The organism is Geodermatophilus sp. SYSU D00700 (genome assembly GCF_054050255.1).
On the sequence record NZ_JBJGZA010000006.1, the window covers coordinates 33,710 to 54,014 of the forward strand.

Genomic DNA, 20,305 nt, shown 5'->3' on the forward strand with positions numbered 1-20,305 from the left:
CCTCACCGAGGGTACCCGGACGAGCACGGCGCCGCGGCCGCCGAGCGGTCCGACACCGTGCTCGTCCGGCCGGGTCAGCGCCGAGTGATCACGTGGGTGCGGGAGTCCCACGACAGGGTGCCGCCCTGGAACTGCTGGGTGCAGCCGGCGGAGGTGCACGCCATGTCGCTCGTCGGGTAGCCCAGTGGACCGTCGGCCCGTCCCTCGTTCACCCAGGTGGCGCCGAAGCCCCCGGACACGGCGTGGGCGCCGGTCGCCGCCGACCAGGCGACCTCCCCGGCGGCGAACCGCTGGGTGCAACCGCCGTCGCGCGTGCCGCAGGTCGTGCTCGTCGTCGGGTAGCCGAGGTAGCCGTTCTCCCAGCCGGTGGCGGCCCAGGCGTCGCGGACCGGACCCCAGGACGCCCAGACGCCGGTGGTGGGGGACCAGTAGGCCGAGGCGCCGGTCATGTGCTGGGCACAACCGCCTCCGCGCAGGCCGCAGACCATGTCCATAGTCGGGTAGCCGAGCGGGCCGTCGGCCCCGCCCGTGGACACCCAGAGCGCGGCGATGCCGCCGGACAGGGCCCGGGTGCCGGTGGCCGGCGACCAGGTCAGCTGGGCGTATTGGAACGGCTGCGTGCAGCCACCGCCGGAGTGCCCGCAGGTCATGGCGCCGGTGGGATAGCCGAAGGAACTCCGGTCGTGCCCGCTCGCCGCCCAGGCGGCCAGGATGCCGCCGGACATGGCAGCGGTGCCCGACTGGGGACTCCAGGTGACGACCCCGCCCTGGAACTGCTGGCTGCAGCCGCTGCGATTCAGACCGCAGACCATCGCGCCGGTCGGGTAGCCGAGGGAGCCTGCCTGACCGCCACCGGCTGCCCACAGTCCTCCGATGCCGCCCGAGACCACTCGTCCACCGGTGGCCGGCGACCACGTCACCGACCCGAACTGGAAGTCCTGCCGGCAGCCGCCGCCGGTCAGACCGCAGACGACCTCGGCCGTCGGGTAGCCGACGGGCCCGTCCTGCCAGCCACTGTCGGCCCACGTCTGCCGGACCACGCCCGCGGTCAGCTGCGCCCCGGTGGGCGCCGTCCAGTACAGCGAGCCGCCCTGGAAGTGCTGTGCACACCCGCCCTGGCGCAGACCGCACACGAGGTCGGTGACCGGATAGCCGAGGACGCCGTCCTGCCATCCCCGGGCCGCCCACGCGCTGCGAACAGCACCGCTGGTCGCGCGGGCGCCGGTCGCGGGACTCCAGTAGACGGAGCCGCCCTGGAAGTGCTGGGCGCAGCCGCCGTCGCGCTGGCCGCAGACGGTGTCCATCGTGGGGTACCCGAGCGATCCGCTCTGCCACCCCCTCGCGGCCCACAGGTCGCGGACCGGACCGAGCACGGCCCGGGCACCGGTCGCCTCGGTCCAGTAGACCGAGCCACCCTGGAAGTGCTGGGCGCAGCCGCCCTGTTCCAGGCCGCAGACCATCCGCGTGACGGGTTGGCCGAGGACGCCTCCGGCGCCGCCGAGCGCGTTCCACGTCGCCGCGATGCCGCCGGAGACGTATGGCACGGTGCTCGAGCCGAACCAGTCGTTGAAGTACAGGTAGAAGTTGCGGTTGCCGTATGCCGCGCAGGTGTCGTTCGCCGCCTTGTACCCGGCGGCGAGGGCGGCCGCGGTGGGCTGGTAGGGCGTGTAGTTGTACAGGCCCGCGGTGGCCTGGTTGGCGATGTAGACCTGGGAACCCCCGCACTCGGCCTTCGGGGAGTAGCGCACGAAGTTCGTCCGGCCGGCGACGTGCGCGTAGCCGGTGGGGTTGGCTGCGTAGCGCTGGAACTGCCGGGCGGCGCCGTAGACCTGGTTGAAGAACCCGTAGTAGGCGGCGTCGCACGCCGCGGTGTCCGGGCAGCCCATGCCGGCGGCGCTCTTGTAGCGGTTGGCCCAGAGCGTCGAACCGTCGTTGGTCACCAACGACTGTTCCTTCTGGATCAGCACGAGCAGCACCTGCGGGTTGACGCCGCAGGCGCGGGCGACCTTGGTAAGGATGGTCGCCGCGCTCTCGCGGGCGGCGCCGGTGTAGGTGCCGCGACACAGCGAGTCGGCGTTGCGAGTGTAGGTGTCCTGCACGAAGTCCTTCAGGCACGGCGTGCCGTCGGAGCCGGTGCGGCAGGAGGCGCCCTTGGCGTTGATGAAGGCGGCGACGGCAGCGGCGTCCATCGACGTCGCGTCGAAGAAGACGTCGTCGCTGATGATGTTGCCGGCGTCGAACTGGCTGACGTCCGCGGTCTCCACCAGCTGCGGGGTGGCCGGGGTGCCGTCCGGCAGCGTGCCGGCGCCGACGATGAGGAGGGCGGCGCAGCAGACCGCGGAGACGGCGAGGTCGAGCAGGCGCCTGGACGGGCCGACGAGGTTCACGGGACGACCACCTCGGCGGCCTGCGACGCGCCCTCACCGGTGTCGGAGACGTAGCTCAGCACCGCCTGCCACGTGCCCGTCGACAGCCGCGGGTCGGCGAGGCTGATCTGCCCGCAGGAGGTCGTGCTGGCGTCGGCGAGCGCCTGCGTGGTGGTGCTGAGGACGGTCGGGCCGCTGGTCAGCGTGAGGGTGCAGGTGCCGCCGACCTCCACGACACCGGACACGTAGCCGGTGGCCTGCACCGCGGCGTTTGCGGCTTCCCAGGTGACCGACGTGAGGACGGCCTGCAGCGCGTCACCGTCCGAAGGCGGCGGTGCGTCGGTGGCGACGTCCTCGGGTGCAGGTGGGGTGACCTCGGCCACGGGGAGCCCTCCGCCGCCGTCACGGGGAGGCGGGGACGACGGGACGGAGGAGGCGGTCTCCGACGCCGTCGCGGGCGGCGCCGCCGTGACCGACGGCACGCTCGTCGCCGTGCTCGTGGCCTGCTCCGGCCCGTCGCTGGACCGAGGAGCGACCAGGACGGCACCGGCGGCCGCGACAGCCGCCGAGACGCCCAGGGCGGCGAGCACCAGCGTCACACGACGACGGTGGACTCGGGACACGTGACCTCACAGGCATGTCTCGTGGCGACCCTCAGGTCGCACCGGGTGGGACCGGTCAGGACCGGACCGGTCCTCACCGGGACAGTCATCGGCAGGACTCCAGGGATCCATGACGGGTCGGACCGGGAGGGCCGTCCGGTGGCACCGGGTCCGCCTCCCGCGGACGGCGGCGCGCCGGCCGGAGGCGGGCGAGCTCAGGACGGCACGTGGTGGTCCGTCAGCACGTCCGGCTCCCGGGTCGTGTGTCGACGCAGGGCCACCGCGGTCACCGGGAGGGACGGTGTCGCACCGCCCGGGTCAGGGCAGCGGAGCCGCACCCCGGGCGTTGGTCAGCGCGGCCAGCACACCGTCCGCAGCGGCGGTCATGGTGCGGGTGCGGGCCGCCTCCTCGAACCACGCGCGGGTCGATCGCCGCAGGGCCTCCCCGGCGAGCACCACCTCGGCGATCGCCGCGCCGAGGTCGGCGGGCTCGGTGCTGCGGGCGACCGCTCCGTTGACCCCGGGCTCGACCAGCTCCAGGGAGGCGTTGTCCGGCGCCTCGGCCAGCACGACGGGTGTCCCGGTCGCGCACGCCTCGACGACCACCAGCCCGTAGCCCTCCCGGCGGGAGGGGTTGACCAGGCAGGCCGCCCCCGCCATCGCGCGCTCCAGCTCGTCCTGGGCGACGAAGCCCGGGACCTCGACGACGTCGTCCAGACCGAGACGGGCGACCTCCGCCACCACCGCCGCGCGGCTCTCGCCGTCGCCGAACAGGCGCGCCCGCAGCGCGGGGACCCGCGCCCGCGCCTCGGCCAGCGCCGCGGGGATCGACTCCACCCGCTTGTCGGGGATCATGCGCCCCGCGTACACCACGGTCGGCGGCTCGTCGGGCACCGGCCGGGCCTCGGCGTGCGTGTCGCCGTGGATCAGGCCGGGACTGATCACCGGTGGTGTCCGCAGGCCCTCCGCCTCGAGGCGCCGTCCGTTCATGCGTGAGTGGCAGCTGGCGAGTGGGCTGAGTCGGACCGCGAGCCGCTGCAGCAGCGTGGCGATCCGCCCGACCACGGCGCCCGAGTACTGGCGCCACTGCTCCGGTCGCCAGACCTCGAGGAAGTCCGCGCAGATCGGCATCCGGCGGCCCAGGAGCGCGAGCCGGACCGCCGGGACGTTGAGAGCGGGCAGCGCGCTCACCAGGACGGCGTCGTACCGCCGCCGACGGCGGAGCAGGTGCCGGGACACGGCCAGCGCGAAGCCGAGGGCCGGGGGGAGCCGCCGGCCGCCGTGCTCGTCGTACAGCCGCGCACGCCCGGCCACCTCGACCACCTCGAGGCCGGCCGGGACGGGAGGTGGCGTGTCGTCCCACTGTCGCCGCGTCAGGTACGAGACCCGGTGTCCGCGCTCGACGAACCGCTCGGCGAACGCCCGGTACTGCCGCTCCCCGCCACCCGTGGTGGCCGGGAAGAAGCAGTCGTAGACGACCGCGATGTGCAGCCCGTCGGCGTCGGCCACCCGTGTCCCCCTCACCCGCTCCAGCGCCCACCCGGGCGGGGCCGACGGTACCGACCGGGTCGGTGCGGATCGCTCAGCAGCCCCCCGGTGCGCTCGACCGCGAGACGGGCGAACAGCTCCTCGTGCGCGTCCAGCACCGCCGAGACGGAGTAGCGCGCACGCGCCTGCTCACGGCCGCGCCCTGGGTCGGGTGGATCCGTGGCCAGGCGGCGCAGGCCGGCCGTGATGCCCGGGACGTCGCGTGGTGCGACCACGGTGCCGAAACCGGTCTCCCGCACCGGGACCCGGACGCCCGGCAGGTCGCTCGCGAGGACCGGGACGCCGGCCAGCATCGCCTCGACCTGGACGATGCCGAAGGCCTCGAAGGCGTTGACCGACGGCAGCGCGAAGACGTCGAGTGACGCGTAGAGGTCGGCGAGGTCCTCGTCGGGCACGAACCCGAGCAGGCGCACGCGGGTGTCGTCGCCGATCGCCGCCCGGACCCGGGCCACGACCGAGCCTCCCGCCACGTCGGCGAAGGCGCCGCCGATGAGCAGGCGGGCGTCCGGGTCCTCGAGTGCGCGGAAGGCCCGGACCAGGTACTCCAGCCCCTTCTCCTCGACGATCCGGCCCAGGAAGCCGACGTGCGGCCCCCCGGTCTCCCGGAACCGCGGCCGGCCGGCCGGGCGCGCGTGGCACGGTGGGGGGATCACCGTCGTCCGCCCGTCCATGGCCGGCCAGAGCCGGCTGGACCGCGCGTAGTCCTCACTCGTCACCACGACAGCGTCGGCCCTGGTCAGGGCCCTGCGGCTGGCTGCGTCCACCCCCGCGGTCTGCAGCCGGTTGACCGCTCCCGGCGGGAGGCTGACGTCGCAGTGGTACGTGGTGGCCACGGGGGAGGCCAGGCGGCCGGCGAGGAGCGCCGCCTCCGGCATGGGCAGGTGCAGGTTCGTCACCGCGGCCCCACGGGCCGCCCGCCCGATCCGGCTGACCAGCGACGGAGCCGCGATCCCCTTGCCCAGCCGGGCCAGGACCGGCGCCCGCTCCACCTGGACCCCGTTGAGCACCTCCCGCTCGGGGAGGGACCGGTCGTGCCGGCTGGTGAGCACGCGGACCCGGTGCCCGCGCGCGGCGAGGCCCTCGGCGACGTCGCGCGCCACGTTGGTCAGGCCGCTGACGTAGGGCGTGTAGTAGTCCAGGGCGACCAGCAGGTCCAGCGGACCGGTCATGCCCGGCCTCCTCTCTCTCCGTCGGTGGACGCGACGAGGTCGCCGGCCGCGGCACGCCGGCCGGCCAGCAGGAGCCCGAGGCTGACCGCCAGCGCAGCCCCGGACCCGAGGGTGAAGGCCAGCCCGGCACGGAGCACGAGGTCGGGGACGACGGCGAACACGACCCCCGCGACGGCCAGCCCGGTGACCCACACCGTGGCCACGTCCCGGTGCCGCCCGTCGACGAGCAGCGCCTGGCCGGTCAGCAGCAGCCCCAGGTACAGCCCGCTGCCGACGGCGAGCACCGCGAGGGAGCCGCCGTCGAGCGCGTAGCGGTCCCCGAAGAGCACCCCCACCAACGCCGGGCCGGCCAGCCACCCCAAGAGGCCACCGGCCGCGGCCACCGCCGCCACGCCGGCAGCGGTCCGCCCGACCAAGCGGCGGACCGCGTCCCGGCTCGCCCCCGCCCCGGTCAGCGCCGGGATGAGCGCGCCCTGGAGCGGGACCGCCACGAAGAGGGGCAGCCGGACGAGGGTGAAACCGGCGACGAACTGCGCGGCGAGCACCCGCTCGTCCGCCATCGCGACCGCCGTGACGAGCACCGGTGCCGCGTTGAGCAGCGCCTGGGCGCACAGTGACCCGACCATGAGGTGGCCCACGTCACCCCAGCGCAGGCGCAGCCTCCGGTCGTCCCCCGGCGAGGAGGACCGGCGGCGTCCGAACCGGAGCAGGACCGGCGCATGGGCCAGCAGCACCGCGGCGGCCAGCGTCCAGCCGAAGTCACCCGCACCGTCGGGCCCGGCGAAGGCGGCCACCGCCCCTGCCGCGGCCAGCCGCAACACGGCCTCGGCGAACAGCACGGTCCCGTGCAGCCGTATGGCGCCACGGCCGAGGAGCAGCCCGCGGAGCACGAACTGCGGGGCCGAGCCGAGGCACACGACCAGGAGGGCGACCAGGAGCGCCACGTCCGCGCCGAGAACGCGCCGCAGCAGCGGCCACCCGGCGAGCACCGCGAGGAGCGTGACGGCGGTGATGGCACCGGCCACCCGCACCGTCCCCCGCGGCAGGCGTCCGCCGCCGTCCAGGTGCACCAGCCGGGCGATCTCCAGCTCCAGCGGTTGGAAGGCCCCGAGTCCCACGACGAGCGCGATGGACCAGAAGGCGCCGAAGTCGGCGTACTCGGCCGCTGGCACCGACCGCGCCACCACGGCAAGGTAGGCGTAGGTGAGGATCCCCGAGCCTGCTACGCCGACGGCGGCCCAGCCGAGGGAGGACGCGAGTCGCGGCGCCGGGCGGTTCAGGACCGGGTCCCGCACGCGCTGCGGTCCAGTGGCCGCCCCGGTAGCACGGGACCACCGTAGCGGCGCGCGTCGTGGAGCGAACGGCACAGGACGGAGTGACGGGGTGCACGCGTGGGCGTGATCGACCAGGAGCAGACCGGCGAGACGGGCAGCGGTGCCGCCGGAGCCGCCGTCGCCCGGCGCCCGGTGACCGGGCTGGTCCCGCTCGTTGTCGCGCTGGTGGCCGTCCTCGGCGCCGTCCTGCTGCTCCTGGCGCCCGTGCAGATGAGCGTCCCGACCGCGACCTGGCCGCAGGAACCGACGCGGCCGGCGTCCACCATGCTCGAGTTGACCAACCAGACCCCGCAGGCGATCGACGCGCGGTTCAGTTGCAGAGCCGTGCGGGCCGCCGCCGGTGCCGAGGGCGGCGTGGTCCTGTCGACCCTGGTGCCCGACCAGCCCGCGGCCGCGGGAGAGGGACTCCTGGTCACCACACGGGACGGCCGCCTCACCGTGGTGCTGCGGGGACAGACGCTCCTCGACGAGCCGATCGGCAGCGGGAACTGCTCGTACCGGCTGACCGGCACCCCGGACGCGGTGGTCCTCGAACGGGACGGGTCGCCGGTCGGCGCCGCGCGCGGTGACCGCGTCCTGCCGGACGTCGACGTCCTGGCCACGAGCGTCGCCCAGCTGCCCTCGGACGACGACCTGAGGGTGACCCTGCAGGTCGACAACCAGTTCAACACCACCCCGACGGTCGCCAAGCTCGTCTTGACCGCCGTGGTCGTGCTGGCGGCACTCGCGTCCCTCGTCCTGCTGCGCCGGGCCGACCGCAGGACCGCGCGGCCCGCCGACCCCGGGACCCGGGCGCGGGGCGGCCTGCCGGCGGTCGTCGTCGACGTCCTCGTCGTGGGCGCGATGGTCCTGTGGCTGTTCATCGCGCCGGCGTCCGACGACGACGGCTACTACGCGGCGATGGCCCGCAACGCCGCGGCGGAGGGGTTCGTCGGCAACTACTACCAGCTGTTCAACCAGTCCTTCACGCCCTTCACGTGGTTCTACCGACTGCTCGGCTGGTGGCAGCCGGCCGGGGACAGCCCGGTCGTCCTGCGGATCCCTGCGCTCGTCGCCGGCCTGGTCACCTGGCTGCTGCTCCGGCGCTACGTCGCCGCGCCCGGTGCCCTGCCGGCCGCCGTCCGCGAGCGGCGCTGGGGCCCGGCCACGGCGGCGCTGCTCCTGGCCGCGGCCTTCCTCGCCTGGTGGCTGCCCTACGGCATGGGGGTGCGGCCGGAGGCGGCCGTCGGGCTGCTGGCGCTCGCGTCGCTGGCCGGCGTGGTCACCGGCCTGCGGACGCGGCGGCTGTTCCCCGTGGCCCTCGGTCTCACCGCCGCCGCGCTGAGCGCCACCTGCCACCCGACCGGCCTGGTGGCCCTCGCGCCGTTCCTGGTGGCGCTGCCCCGACTGGTCCCCCTCGTGGGCGACGGCGTCTCCCGCCTCGGCGCGCTCACCCGCACCGCCCTGGTGGTCGCCCCCGGTGCCCTCGGCAGCGTCGTGGCCTTCGCGGACGGCACGCTGCACGACTTCCTGCGCGGCCAGGAGCTGTTCCTCTCGGTACAGGAACAGAACTCCTGGTACGACGAGTACCAGCGGTACAACTTCCTGCTCAGCCCCATCCCGATGGGGTCCTACGCCCGCCGCGCCGCGGTGCTGCTCGGGGTCGTGGCCCTGCTGTGGTTCCTCGGCCTCGCGGCCGCCGCCCGCGCCCGGGACGTCGCCGTGCCTCTCCCGCTTCTGCTGGCCGGCTCGTCGCTGGCGGCGGCGTTCCTGCTCCTGTGGATCACGCCGAGCAAGTGGACCCACCACTTCGGGGCGCTCGCCGGCCTCGGCCCGGTGTTCCTCGGGCTCTTCCTCGTCAGCCTGCCGTGGCTCGCCGCGCAGGTGACGCGCGGGCGGCGGACCGGCGCGGGCGTGCCGGTGGCCGTCCTGGGATCGCTCGTGCTGGCCTGCGCGCTGGCGCTGCGGGGGCCCAATCAGTGGGCCTACAGCTGGCTGCCCGGCATGCCCCAGCCGATGGTGCCGCCGTACCTGGGCCCGCTGACGCTGGGCAGCCCCGTGCTCTGGGCCGTCGTGGCGGTCGCGGTGCTGGGTGTACTCACCCTCGTCCGGCGGCGCACGGGGGGCTCCTGGGCGCGGTCCTGGGTGGCCGCCCCCGTCGTCGCCCTCGTATGCCTCGGGACCGGCCTCACCTACCTGCTGGGCAGCTACGCCTACGCCGCCGTGACGACGCTCGACGACTGGTCGCCCTGGGCCGACGCGCTCGCCGACCCGCTGGCCGACGACTGCGGGGCGGCCGGCGGCATGGAGGTCCTCGACGTCGGGGCGGCGCGCCCGCTGGTCCCCGGCGACGACGCGGCGGCGACGACCAGCACGGCGTTCGTGCCGGACGGCGGCTGGTTCCCGGTCGACCCGCCCCCGCCCGGGACCGGGGACGTGTGGGGAACCCTCGCCCCGCCGGAGGGGGAGGACGCCACGGGGACGCTCACCACGCCCTGGTACCCCGTGCCCGACCTCGCAGGCGACGAGGCGCTGACGGTCCTGGCCGCCGGGCGTCTCGACCGCGGCAACGAGGTCTCCGTGGAGTACGCGACGGCCGGGGACGGCGGGGAGCCGGTGCTCACCGGCCGCCAGCAGCTCACCGACGCGGTCGACTCGCCCGTATGGCGCACGTTCGTCCTCGACCCCGGTGGGGCCGGAGGGGCGCCGGACCTCGTGCGGCTGGCCGCGGAGGACCGCTCGGGAGGAGCCGGCGGGTGGCTGGCCGTGACCTCGCCCTCGGTGCTGCCGTGGACGCCCCTGCAGGACGTCCTCCCCGAGGACGAGGCGGTGGCCACCGCCTGGCAGGTGTCCTTCCTCTTCCCGTGCCAGCGCCAGCCCGTCGTCCGCCTGGGCGTCACCGAGCCGGTGACCCACGGCGTCGTCTGGCGCCCGGGCCCCGGCGCGTGGGGACTGGACGACAACACCTGGCAGGTCCCGCGCGGCGGGCTGTTCGCGCCGGTCGAGCGGACCTCCGCGGTCACCGAGCTGGCCACGCGGTTCCCCGACTGGCCCGACGTCCGCGACCTGCAGGTCTTCCGGTTCGAGCTGCCCTACACCCCCGACGCCTACGACCTCCGGGTCGACCGGGAGACCCGGCTGGGCTGGCAGGGGGCCCCGGCCGGGTGACGGAGCCGTCCGCCCCGCGGGCGCTCGATGTCGGTACTCTTCACGCCCTGCCGGGAGTGGACCGGCCACGTTCAGGGCACCGGTAACGCGACACGGGGGTAGGACGACGCCGCGGAGGCGGGTGGACGACGACGGTCGGGGAGGACGGACCAGTGGACGTCGAGGGCCAGACCGCGCCGGGCCGGACCGTGGAGTACCGGGACAACGTCGCCGTGGCCGCCCCGCTGGTCCCTCCCCCGCGCACGGGTCTGAGCATCGTCCGCGGCCTCTGGCGGACCATGCGACCCCGCCAGTGGGTCAAGAACGTGCTCGTCTTCGCGGCTCCGCTCGCCGCGGGGAGGGTCCTCGACCTCGACGTGCTCCGCGCCACGCTGGTCGCCTTCGTCCTCTTCTGCGCCGTCGCCAGCGGCATCTACCTCCTCAACGACGTGCGCGACGTCGAGGAGGACCGCCGGCACCCGACCAAGCGGTTCCGGCCGGTCGCGGCCGGCGCCCTGCCAGTACCCCTCGCCGTCGTCGCGGGGACAGTCCTCCTCGTCGCGGCGTTGGTCGCGGCGGTGCTCCTCACCCGGGTGCAGCTCGCCGGCGTGCTGGGCGCCTACGCCGGGATCTCGTTGGCCTACGCGTACTTCCTCAAGGACCAGCCGGTCATCGACCTCGCGGTCGTCGCCTCGGGGTTCCTACTCCGCGGCGTGGCCGGCGGTGCGGCGGCGGGGATCGCACTGTCACAGTGGTTCCTGCTCGTCGCTGCGTTCGGCGCGCTGTTCATGGTGGCGGGCAAGCGCTACGCGGAGCTGGTCGCAGTGGGGGAGGAGGCCGCCACGCGGCGGTCGCTGAAGGAGTACTCGGCCAGCTACCTGCGCTTCGTGTGGAGCCTCTCGGCCGGGGTGACCTGCACCACCTACTCCCTGTGGGCGTTCGAGCTCTACGAGGACGACCCGGGGTTCCCGTGGCAGACGCTGTCGATCGCCCCGTTCGTCCTGGCGCTCCTCCGGTACGCCGTCGACGTCGACCGGGGCCGAGCCGGCGCGCCCGAGGAGCTCGTGCTGCGGGACCGGGTGCTGCTGGGGCTGGGCGTGGTGTGGGCGCTGTTCGTCGGGATGGGCGTCTTCGTCAACTGACCGGGCGGGATCAGTCGAGCAGGCGGGAGACCGCGGTCAGTCGCGAGTCACCGGCCATCGAGGCCAGCCACGCCGACCAGCCCGGCCGCCGCCGCACCGCGGCGAGGGCCGCACGGGCGGCCGCCCGGTCGCCCCGGCGGGAGGCGGCCAGCGCGGCGTAGAGGTCGCGGGCGCCCTCGGGGGCGAACAGGGCGAGGGTCTCGTAGTCGCGCTCGTCGTAGGCCCGTTGGAGGTTGCGCAGCATCCGCAGCTGGGCCACCGGGTCGCCCGAGTCGTCGACCCGCAGGTCCATCCGCACGCCGTCGTCCTCCTCCGACGCCGGCTCGCCGCTCACCACCAGCAGCGCCGCCGACTGCCGCCCCCGCAGGTCGCCGCCGGCGTCCTGGCCGGCGGTGAGCGCGGCCAGCAACCGGTCGGCCAGCCCGCCGTCGTCGGCCTGGTAGGCCGCAGCCATCGCCGGCAGCACCTCCGGCGAGCCGAGCATGTTGCCCTGCACGCTCCACCCGTCGCCGACCAGGTGGCCGCTGACCGGGAACGAGCCGGGCCCGGTGTCGGCGGCGACGGCGCCGTCGGGCGCGAGCACGGCGATCTGCCGGTCCACGTCCTCGGCGGCGTGCGCGGCCCGGCGCACCAGCACCTCCGGCGCCGTGCCCTCGGCCAGGCCGCCGAGCAGCACGTGGCCGAGGCCGCGCGGGCTGCGCGCCTGCACCGCGACGACGCCGACGCCGGGCCGGGCGCTGGGCACGGCGCGGCCGACGGCGAGGATGCAGGAGGAGACGGCGATGCCCATCTCCCCGGTGACCGGGTCGCGGGCGACGACCGAGAACGTCACCGGGGGCGGGCGGGGGTGCTCAGACGGTCGCCGGCAGCGCCATCGTCGGGACGTCGCCGGGGACGGTCAGCGGGGCGCCGGTCTTCTCGACCACCTCGTCGGGGGTCACGCCGGGGGCGACCTCGCGGAGTACGAAGCCCCCGGGCGTGACGTCAACGACGGCGAGGTCGGTGACCACGCGGTCCACGCAGCCCTTGCCGGTCAGCGGCAGCGAGCACTCCTCGACCAGCTTCGGCGACCCGTCCCGGGCGACGTGCTCCATCATGATCACCACGCGGCGGGCGCCGTGGACGAGGTCCATCGCCCCGCCCATGCCGTTCACCATCTTCCCGGGGATCAGCCAGTTGGCGAGGTCGCCGCGGGGGTTGACCTGCATGGCGCCGAGGATGGCGAGGTCGAGGTGCTTGCCGCGGATCATCCCGAAGCTGGTGGCCGAGTCGAAGAAGCTCGCGCCCGGCAGGATCGTGACCGTCTCCTTGCCGGCGTTGATGAGGTCGGGGTCCTCCTCGCCCTCGACGGGGTAGGGCCCGACGCCCAGGACGCCGTTCTCCGAGTGCAGCACCACGTGCACGCCGTCGGGGACGTGGTTGGGCACCAGGGTCGGCATGCCGATGCCGAGGTTGACGTAGGCGCCGTCCTCGAGCTCCTGGGCGACGCGGGCGGCGAGCTGGTCGCGGGTCAGGGTCACTGGGCGCTCTCCTCGGTGGCCTCCTCGCCGGCGGCGGCGAGGGGCGCGTCGTCGGTGCCGGCGGCCGGCCGGGGACGGGTGGTGCGGCGCTCGATCCGCTTGCCCTCCGGGCCCACGACGACCACCCGGTCGACGAAGACGCCGGGCAGGTGCACGTGCTCGGGGCGGATCTCGCCGGGCTCGACCAGCTCCTCGACCTCGGCGATCGTGATCCGCCCGGCCATGCCGGCGAGCGGGTTGAAGTTCATCGCCGACTCGTGGAAGACCAGGTTGCCGTGCCGGTCGCCGACCGCGGCGCGGACCAGGCCGTAGTCGGCGGTCAGCGCGGTCTCGAGCACGTACTCGACGCCGTCGAAGACGCGGGTCTCCTTGGGCGCGCTGGTCTCGACGACGTTCCCGTCGGCGTCGTAGCGGACCGGGATGCCGCCGTCGGCGACCATCGTGCCCACGCCGGTGGGCGTGTAGAAGGCGGGGATGCCGGCACCGCCGGCGCGCAGCCGCTCGGCCAGCGTGCCCTGCGGGGTCAGCTCGACCTCCAGCTCGCCGGACAGGTACAGGCGGGCGAGCTCCTTGTTGCCGCCGACGAACGAGCTGATCGTGCGGCGGATCCGACCGGCGTAGAGCAGCACGCCCAGCGCCTGGTCGTCGACCCCGCAGTTGTTCGAGATCGTGACCAGGTCCCGCGCGCCCTGCTCGAGCAGCGCGTCGATCAACCGGATCGGCACGCCGCACAGGCCGAACCCACCGACGGCGAGCACGGCGCCGTCGGTGATGTCGGCCACCGCCTCCCGCGTGCTCGCGACGACCTTGTCCATCAGGCGACCCCGTCCATCAGCTGACCACCGTCTCTCCCGGCGCGGCGGGCCGGCCGCCTCAGGCGGGCCGGCCCAGCTCGCGGATGCCCTCGATCCGGACGCCGAGCGTAGCGGTGACCCGCTCGGCCTCCGCCCGGCCGCGCAGCGTGGCGGGATCGGTGTCCCGGCACAGCACCAGGGAGGCGCCGGCGGCCAGCGGCGCCAGCAGCCAGGCCACGGGGCCGGCCTCCGCGGCGGTCCGCTCGTCGACCAGCAGCCGGTCCCCGGCCGCGATCCCCAGCCGCCCGGCGAGTTCCCCGGCGGCGGCCGCGAGCCCGCCGAGGGTCAGCTGCAGACCGCCGGCGGACAGGCCGGGGGAGTCCGGGTCCGGGGGGACGTACGGGGTGAAGACGTCGCCGTGGCCGCGCACCTCGAGCGCGAAGTCGCGGGCGGGTCCGGCGTACCCGGCCATGCCCAGGCCCAGCGGGTGCAGGGAGAGGCCGAGCAGGTCGGGCAGGTCCTGCTCCTCCAGCGGGGCGAGCCGGTCCTGGGCGGCGAGGACGACGTCGGCGGCGTCGAGGCTGCCGTCGTCCTCGGCGGCGGTGTCCAGCACCGCGGCGCCGCAGCTCCAGACCCCGAGCAGCACCGCGGCGGTCTGCCAGTGCACCGGCAGCACGACGGCCACCGTGCTGCCCGGGCCGACGTCGAACTCGTCCTGCAGCAGGTTGGCCGTCTTGGCCACCCAGTTGGCCAGCGTCGCGGCGGAGAGCTCGACGCGCCCGCCGCTGGTGTCGTCGTAGGCCGTGACCAGGGGAGCGGAGGGGGCGTGCCGCAGTACCCCGGCGAGCAGGTCCGACGGGGTCCTCGGCGCAGGGCTCATGTGCCGAGCTTCCCAGCCGGCCTGGTCGGGGATGCGTCCCTCAGTTGATGCAGCTGGTGTCGGCTGCCGTCCGGGGGACCTCGGCGGTGGTCTCGCCGGCCGGCGCGGGCGGCGTGGTCGGCTGCCCGATGCCGTTGAAGTCGCTGCCCAGGACCAGCTGCACGGTGCCGCTCGCGGCGTCCTCGCTGACCTCGGCAGTGGCTCCGGGCACCTGCCCGGCCAGTGTCGTCGCCAGCGCCTCGTCGCCGGCGGCATGCCGGACGACGGTCTGCTCGTAGTCGCTGCTGTCGGCGTTGCCGGTGGAGGTCACCGCGAAGCCGGCGGCCTCGAGCTCGGCAGCGGCCTCGGCGGCCAGTCCGGAGGTACCCGAGCCGTTGTAGACCTCCACCGACACCTGCGACGGCGCCACGGTGGCCGGGGCCTCGGTCTCGGGTGCAGCCGGGACCTCCGGCTCGGCGGAGAGGTCGGCGAAGAACTCGTGCAGCGTGTCCTCGTCGGCCAGCTCGAGGATCGAGCGGCCCTGCTCGTCGCGGCCGTCGCCGACGATGGGCACGGTCTGGAACTCGATGCTGTCGGCGGTCACCGCCTGCATCTGCTGGGCGAGGTCGAGCAGCACCAGGTCGCGGTCGATGGTCAGCGACTCCGACGCCGCCTGCACCAGCTGTCGCTGCTTGCCCAGGTCGAGCAGCACGTCCTCGGAGAGCATCTTGCGCAGGACGCCGCCGATGAACACCTGCTGGCGGACGATCCGGTCGAGGTCGCCGCGGGGCAGTCCGTGCCGCTGCCGGACGAAGGCCAGCGCCTCGGCGCCGGAGATGGTCTGCTCGCCGGCGGGGAAGACCGCGCCGGAGAACCCCGAGTCGTCGACCGCCTCGCACAGGTTCACCGTGACGCCGCCGACGACGCTCGTGAGGTTGAAGAAGCCGAGCAGGTCGACCTCGGCGTAGTGGTCGATCTGCAGACCGGTGAGCTGGCTGATCGTGCGCACCAGCAGCTGTGCGCCGCCGGCCTGGCGCTCCTCCTCCGGCGCGGAGTCGTCGACCTCCGCGTACCCGTGGGCGTAGGCGGCGTTGAGCTTGTCCATCCCGTAGCCGGGGATCTCGACGTAGGAGTCGCGCGGGAAGGAGACGAACGAGGCGTGCGACCCGTCGGCGGGGACGTGCACCAGGATCATCGTGTCGGTGTTGATCCCGGAGTCCGAGCCGGCGGTGAGCTCGGCGAGCTGCTCGGGGGTGAGCGCGGCGCGGCTGTCGTTGCCGACCAGCAGCAGGTTCATCGCCTCGGGGGCGCCCCCGGTGTCGGCGTTGCCGTCGGTGGGGATGGCGTCGGTGCGGTTGACCGTGGCCTCGGCGACCCGGCCGAGGTACCAGCCCCAGCCGCTGCCGGCGAGCAAGAGCACCGACAGGACGACGGCGAGCGGGCGGGCCGCGACGGCAGCGCGGCCTCCCCGGCGGCGCGGCTCGCCGGCCGTGGCGCTGCTGCGAGCGCCCCGCGGCACGGCCTCCTCGCCCGTGGCGCCCCGGCTGCTGCGCGGGCGGGACGGGCGACCGGCACGCGGGTCGAGCCGCGCCGGGAGCGGCCGGCCCGAGGGCTCGTTGCGGTCTCGGCTCACGCGATCGAGGTTAGGGGCGGCCGGTGGCGGCAAGCGGTCCGCGACACGGGGGAACGCTCCGTCTCGGCGCGCGTGCCCGTCTGGCACCGGCCGCCCGCCTGGTCGTGCACTGCCCCACCGGGCACGGCCGTCACAGGGGCACCCGACGGGTCCGGGCCCCGCGTGGCTCACCGGCTCCGGCCGAGGGCGCTGCCTGCCCGGAATATGCTCTGCAGATCGTCGGCGACCCGGGCCCGGCGCAGTGCTCCGGTCTCCACCGCGAGGCGGCGTGCTGTTCCAGCACTCGTGACACTTCCGTCACAGTCGTCGGCGACGTTCGGGCGTGTCCGCGGTGTGGCCGCTTACCGTGGCCCTGTTCTCACCACGAGCCCGAGGAGCTGCACCTGTGGGTGCCCACGACACCGAGATCGAGCTGTCCATCGTCATGCCCTGCCTCAACGAGGCGGAGACGCTGGCGGTCTGCATCCGCAAGGCGCGCGGCTTCCTCGAGCGCAGCGGCGTGAGCGGTGAGGTCGTCATCGCCGACAACGGCAGCACCGACGGCTCGCAACAGATCGCCGAGGCCGAGGGCGCGCGGGTCGTGCCGGTGACCGAGAAGGGCTACGGCAACGCCCTGCTCGGCGGCATCCGGGCCGCACGCGGCCGCTACGTGGTCATGGGCGACGCGGACGACAGTTACGACTTCTCCGACCTCGGGCCCTTCGTCGCCGAACTGCGGGCCGGCGCCGACCTCGTCATGGGGAACCGTTTTGCGGGTGGCATCGCCGACGGCGCGATGCCGCCGTTGCACCGCTACGTCGGCAACCCGGTGCTGTCCTTCATCGGTCGGCTCTTCTTCAAGGCCCGCGTCGGGGACTTCCACTGCGGCCTGCGCGGCTTCAACCGCCAGCGGTTGCTCGAACTCGACCTGCACACGACGGGCATGGAGTTCGCCTCCGAGGTCGTGGTCCGCGCCGTCCTCGCCGGACACCGCATCGCCGAGGTCCCGACGACGCTGAGCAAGGACGGGCGCAGCCGGCCCCCGCACCTGCGCAGCTTCCGGGACGGCTGGCGTCACCTCCGCTTCCTGCTGCTCTACGCGCCGCGGTGGCTCTTCCTCTTCCCTGGTTTCGCCCTGGCCGGCGTCGGTGCGCTCGCCACGGCGGTGCTGCTGTTCACCCCGGTGACCATCGGCTCGGCGACCTTCGACATCGGCACGCTCGGCTACGCGGCCGCCGCCCTGTTGATCGGCAGCCAGGCGATCGCCTTCTGGCTGCTGACCAAGGTCTACGCGATCGAGGAGGGCTTCCTGCCACCGGATCCGCGCATGACCCGGCTCTTCCGCCGCTTCACCCTCGAGGTGGGGCTGGTCACCGGCGGTCTCCTCTTCCTCATCGGCGTCGTCGCGGGGGTCGTCTCGCTCGTCAGGTGGGGACAGGCCGGTCTGGGCGCGCTCGACACCGGGACACAGATCCGCATCGTCGTCGTCGCGATGATCGGCCTCATCCTGGGCGCGCAGGTGGTCCTCAACAGCCTCTTCGTGTCCATCCTCGGTCTCGGGCGCAAGGACCGCCCCCGCGTCGACATCGCCGATCCCGGGGTCCCGGCCCGGATGCCCGTCACGCAGGTGTCCCCGGTCGTGTCTCGGGGGCAGTCCGCGGCCTGAGAGGGCTCCGGCCGGGGCGAGCGGGTGGCTCGTCCCGGCCCGCCAGGTCTCACGGGCGGTTCCGGTCACGAGAGCGCACCTGCCTGCCGATGACGAGATGACCGGGTCGTGCGGGTGTCGCACCTCCTGGCACAACCCTCGAGTCGTCGAGTCCTGGAGCTCCCTGTCGTGCGTCGCCTGTTCGCGGGACTGCTCGCCTTCGTAGCGGTCACCAGCACCCTTCTGGTCCTGCCCGTCTACGCGGCTCCCCAGCCGGGGGCCGAGCCGGTCCAGACCTCGGTCGAGGAGGTCCCGCTGGGCTCCGTGGAGGACCCCGCGCCGGAGGCCGACGTCCAGGAGGGGACCACCGAGCCCGTGAGTGGGGTGCCGGACACCGCGTCGGTCCTCACGGTCACCCGGGAGTCGACCGACGAGTTCTCCCTGGTCGGCGTCACCTGGGCGCCGGACCCGGCCGTCGTCGACGTCGCCGTCCAGGTCCGGGTCCGCAGCGGCGACGAGCCCTGGGGCGAGTGGGCGCAGGTCGGTCCGGAGGACGCTGGTCAGGACGCGGGACAGCCCGCCGTCGGGAATGGAGAGCCGCGCCGGGCCGGCACCGCGCCGCTGTGGACCGGCCCCAGCACCGGTGTCGAGGTCGAGCTGGTGACCCGGTCGGGTGCGGCGCCGACCGACGTCCGACTCGACCTGGTCGACCCCGGGGAGAGTGCAGCCGACGCCGCGCTGGAGACGCCCGACATCCAGGACACCGCCGACGCGGCGCTGGCCATGCCCCCGGTCTACTCACGCGCGCAGTGGGGCGCCGACGAGTCCATCCGCACGTGGGCTCCTCAGTACGCCCCGACGATCAAGGCCGCGACGCTGCACCACACCGCGGATGCGAACGGCTACACGGTCGACCAGGTGCCGGCGATGATGCGGTCGATCTACCGCTACCACACCGTCAGCCTGGGCTGGGGCGACATCGGCTACAACGTCGTCGCCGACAGGTTCGGCCGGTTGTGGGAGGGCCGTTCCGGCGGTCTGGCCAGCACGGTCGTCGGCGCCCACGCGGGCGGCTTCAACAGCGGCACCTTCGGGGTGTCGATGCTCGGGAACTACGACACGGTGGCGACGACCCAGCCGATGGTCGACGCGGTGGCCGCGATCATCGCGTGGAAGTTCTCGCTGTACGGCGTGGACCCCGACGGGACCACGACCCTGATCTCCGGCGGAGGCGGGACGGCCCGGTACGCCTCCGGGACACCGGTGACGCTGCCGACGGTCTTCGGCCACCGCGACGTCGGCTCGACCGCCTGTCCGGGCCGCTACGGGTACGCCAGGCTGCCCGAGATCCGCGCCAAGGTGGCTCGCACGCTGAGTACGTCCGTGGACCCCGGCACCGCCATCGGCTCCCGCTACCTGGCCGACGCGAGCGTGCGGGTCGCCCTGGGCGCGCCCACCGGACCGGAGCAGGACGGCGGCGGGTACCGCTGGCAGCCCTTCGATCGAGGTCGGATGTACTCCTCAGCGGAGACCGGGACGCACTTTCTCGTCAACGGCAACCTCGCCGCCTACCTGGGGGCTGGTGGCCCGCCGGTGCTGGGCCTGCCGACGACCGACGAGCTGGTCGTCCCTGGCGGTGGCGGCGTCTACAACCACTTCCCCCACGCCTCGATCTACTGGTCACCGGCCACCGGGTCCCAGGTGGTCGTCAACGCCATCCGGGCGCTTTGGATCCGCAGCGGCTGGGAAGCCGGCCGGCTCGGTTACCCGACCAGCGGGGAGATCGGGCTGCCCGGCGGGCGCGGCGTCGTCCAGCACTTCGAGGGCGGCGACGTCTACTGGTCGCTCGACACACCGAGCACCGCGGTCGTCGGTGGGATGAAGGTGTCCTACGACCGGCTCGGCGGGCAGCAGAGCCGACTCGGGTACCCGCTGTCCGGAGAGGAGCACCTCGCCGTGACCGGTGGCTTCCGCCAGCGGTTCCAGGGGGGTGACGTGTACTGGACCGAGCGGACCGGTGGCCAGGTCGTGGCGGGTGGTATCGCGCTGGCCTACCAGCGTCTCGGCGCCGACGCGGGGCGGCTGGCCTACCCGGTGGCCGGGGAGGAGTACCTCGGCGACGACCGCGGCTTCCGGCAGCGGTTCCAGAGGGGGGCCGTCTACTGGACAGCCGCCACGGGGGGCATGCAGGTCACCGGGGGCATCGGCGGGCTGTACACCGCCATGGGCGCGCAAGCCAGCCGGTTGGGCTATCCCCTCACCGACGAACGGGGCCTCGCGGACGGTCGCGGGATCGTCCAGTCGTTCGAGGGCGGCGTCGTCTACTGGAGCGCGCGCACGGGACCGCACTACGTGGCCGGGGGTATCGGCGCCCTGTACCGCGACCTGGGCGCGGAGAAGAGCCGGCTCGGGTACCCGACCAGTGACGAGACGGCGGTCCCGGGTGGCTTCGTGAGCACCTTCGAGCACGGGCGGATCACCTGGACGCCCGCGGAGGGGTCGCGCGTCTGGTACGGCTGAGACGAGCGTGTCGGGTGGGGGTGACCGGTCCGTCCGCCTCCGCGTCGGCGTGCACCTCCCTGGCTACC

General features: G+C 74.5%; 14 protein-coding genes. 4 read left to right on the forward strand and 10 right to left on the reverse strand.

Annotated elements, in window-relative coordinates; all coding sequences use genetic code 11:
- Nucleotides 1-74 precede the first annotated feature (74 nt).
- The 5 genes from ACI79V_RS06800 to ACI79V_RS06820 form a co-directional block, all read right to left on the reverse strand.
- On the reverse strand, nucleotides 75-2,387 hold the full coding sequence (locus ACI79V_RS06800; protein ID WP_456887745.1) for an LGFP repeat-containing protein: 2,313 nt from the start codon (nucleotides 2,385-2,387) through the stop codon (nucleotides 75-77).
- Nucleotides 2,384-2,965, reverse strand: a complete 582-nt coding sequence (locus ACI79V_RS06805; RefSeq protein WP_456887747.1) for a hypothetical protein — start codon at nucleotides 2,963-2,965, stop codon at nucleotides 2,384-2,386. The genes ACI79V_RS06800 and ACI79V_RS06805 overlap by 4 nt, the downstream gene beginning before the upstream one ends.
- A gap of 321 nt (nucleotides 2,966-3,286) precedes the next feature.
- Nucleotides 3,287-4,477, reverse strand: coding sequence for a glycosyltransferase family 4 protein (locus tag ACI79V_RS06810; protein WP_456887749.1), 1,191 nt, complete (start codon nucleotides 4,475-4,477; stop codon nucleotides 3,287-3,289).
- Nucleotides 4,478-4,488: 11 nt separating this feature from the next.
- Complete coding sequence (locus ACI79V_RS06815; RefSeq protein ID WP_456887751.1) at nucleotides 4,489-5,685, reverse strand: glycosyltransferase family 4 protein; 1,197 nt, start codon at nucleotides 5,683-5,685, stop codon at nucleotides 4,489-4,491.
- Nucleotides 5,682-6,980: a lipopolysaccharide biosynthesis protein gene (locus ACI79V_RS06820; protein WP_456887753.1), complete on the reverse strand. Its 1,299-nt coding sequence runs from the start codon at nucleotides 6,978-6,980 to the stop codon at nucleotides 5,682-5,684. The genes ACI79V_RS06815 and ACI79V_RS06820 overlap by 4 nt, the downstream gene beginning before the upstream one ends.
- 96 nt (nucleotides 6,981-7,076) lie before the next feature.
- Between ACI79V_RS06820 and ACI79V_RS06825 the strand changes: the two genes are divergently transcribed.
- On the forward strand, nucleotides 7,077-10,166 hold the full coding sequence (locus tag ACI79V_RS06825) for an arabinosyltransferase domain-containing protein (protein WP_456887755.1): 3,090 nt from the start codon (nucleotides 7,077-7,079) through the stop codon (nucleotides 10,164-10,166).
- 152 nt (nucleotides 10,167-10,318) lie between these two features.
- A complete protein-coding gene (locus tag ACI79V_RS06830; RefSeq protein WP_456887758.1) occupies nucleotides 10,319-11,287 on the forward strand; it encodes a decaprenyl-phosphate phosphoribosyltransferase in 969 nt (322 codons plus the stop codon).
- Between the two features lie 10 nt (nucleotides 11,288-11,297).
- On the opposite strand, the gene ACI79V_RS06835 is transcribed toward ACI79V_RS06830, so the two are convergent.
- From ACI79V_RS06835 to ACI79V_RS06855, 5 genes are read right to left on the reverse strand one after another with little or no spacing between them, the layout of a single operon-like run.
- Entirely contained in the window at nucleotides 11,298-12,119 is an 822-nt protein-coding gene (locus ACI79V_RS06835) for a DUF1028 domain-containing protein (protein WP_456887760.1), read from the reverse strand.
- 19 nt (nucleotides 12,120-12,138) lie between these two features.
- Nucleotides 12,139-12,807, reverse strand: a complete 669-nt coding sequence (locus ACI79V_RS06840; RefSeq protein WP_456877188.1) for a CoA transferase subunit B — start codon at nucleotides 12,805-12,807, stop codon at nucleotides 12,139-12,141.
- Complete coding sequence (locus ACI79V_RS06845) at nucleotides 12,804-13,622, reverse strand: CoA transferase subunit A (protein WP_456887763.1); 819 nt, start codon at nucleotides 13,620-13,622, stop codon at nucleotides 12,804-12,806. Before ACI79V_RS06845 ends, ACI79V_RS06840 begins: the two co-directional genes overlap by 4 nt.
- 58 nt (nucleotides 13,623-13,680) lie before the next feature.
- Nucleotides 13,681-14,481 carry a TIGR03089 family protein gene (locus ACI79V_RS06850; RefSeq protein WP_456887766.1) on the reverse strand — a complete coding sequence of 267 codons (801 nt, stop codon included), beginning with the start codon at nucleotides 14,479-14,481 and terminating at the stop codon, nucleotides 13,681-13,683.
- A 40-nt stretch (nucleotides 14,482-14,521) separates the two neighbouring features.
- Nucleotides 14,522-16,093, reverse strand: a complete 1,572-nt coding sequence (locus ACI79V_RS06855) for an LCP family glycopolymer transferase (protein ID WP_456887768.1) — start codon at nucleotides 16,091-16,093, stop codon at nucleotides 14,522-14,524.
- A 385-nt stretch (nucleotides 16,094-16,478) separates the two neighbouring features.
- On the opposite strand from ACI79V_RS06855, the gene ACI79V_RS06860 reads away from it, so the two are divergent.
- Together ACI79V_RS06860 and ACI79V_RS06865 are read left to right on the forward strand one after the other, a co-directional pair.
- Nucleotides 16,479-17,738, forward strand: a complete 1,260-nt coding sequence (locus ACI79V_RS06860; RefSeq protein WP_456887771.1) for a glycosyltransferase family 2 protein — start codon at nucleotides 16,479-16,481, stop codon at nucleotides 17,736-17,738.
- A 168-nt stretch (nucleotides 17,739-17,906) separates the two neighbouring features.
- Entirely contained in the window at nucleotides 17,907-20,237 is a 2,331-nt protein-coding gene (locus ACI79V_RS06865) for an N-acetylmuramoyl-L-alanine amidase (RefSeq protein ID WP_456887773.1), read from the forward strand.
- Nucleotides 20,238-20,305 lie beyond the last annotated feature (68 nt).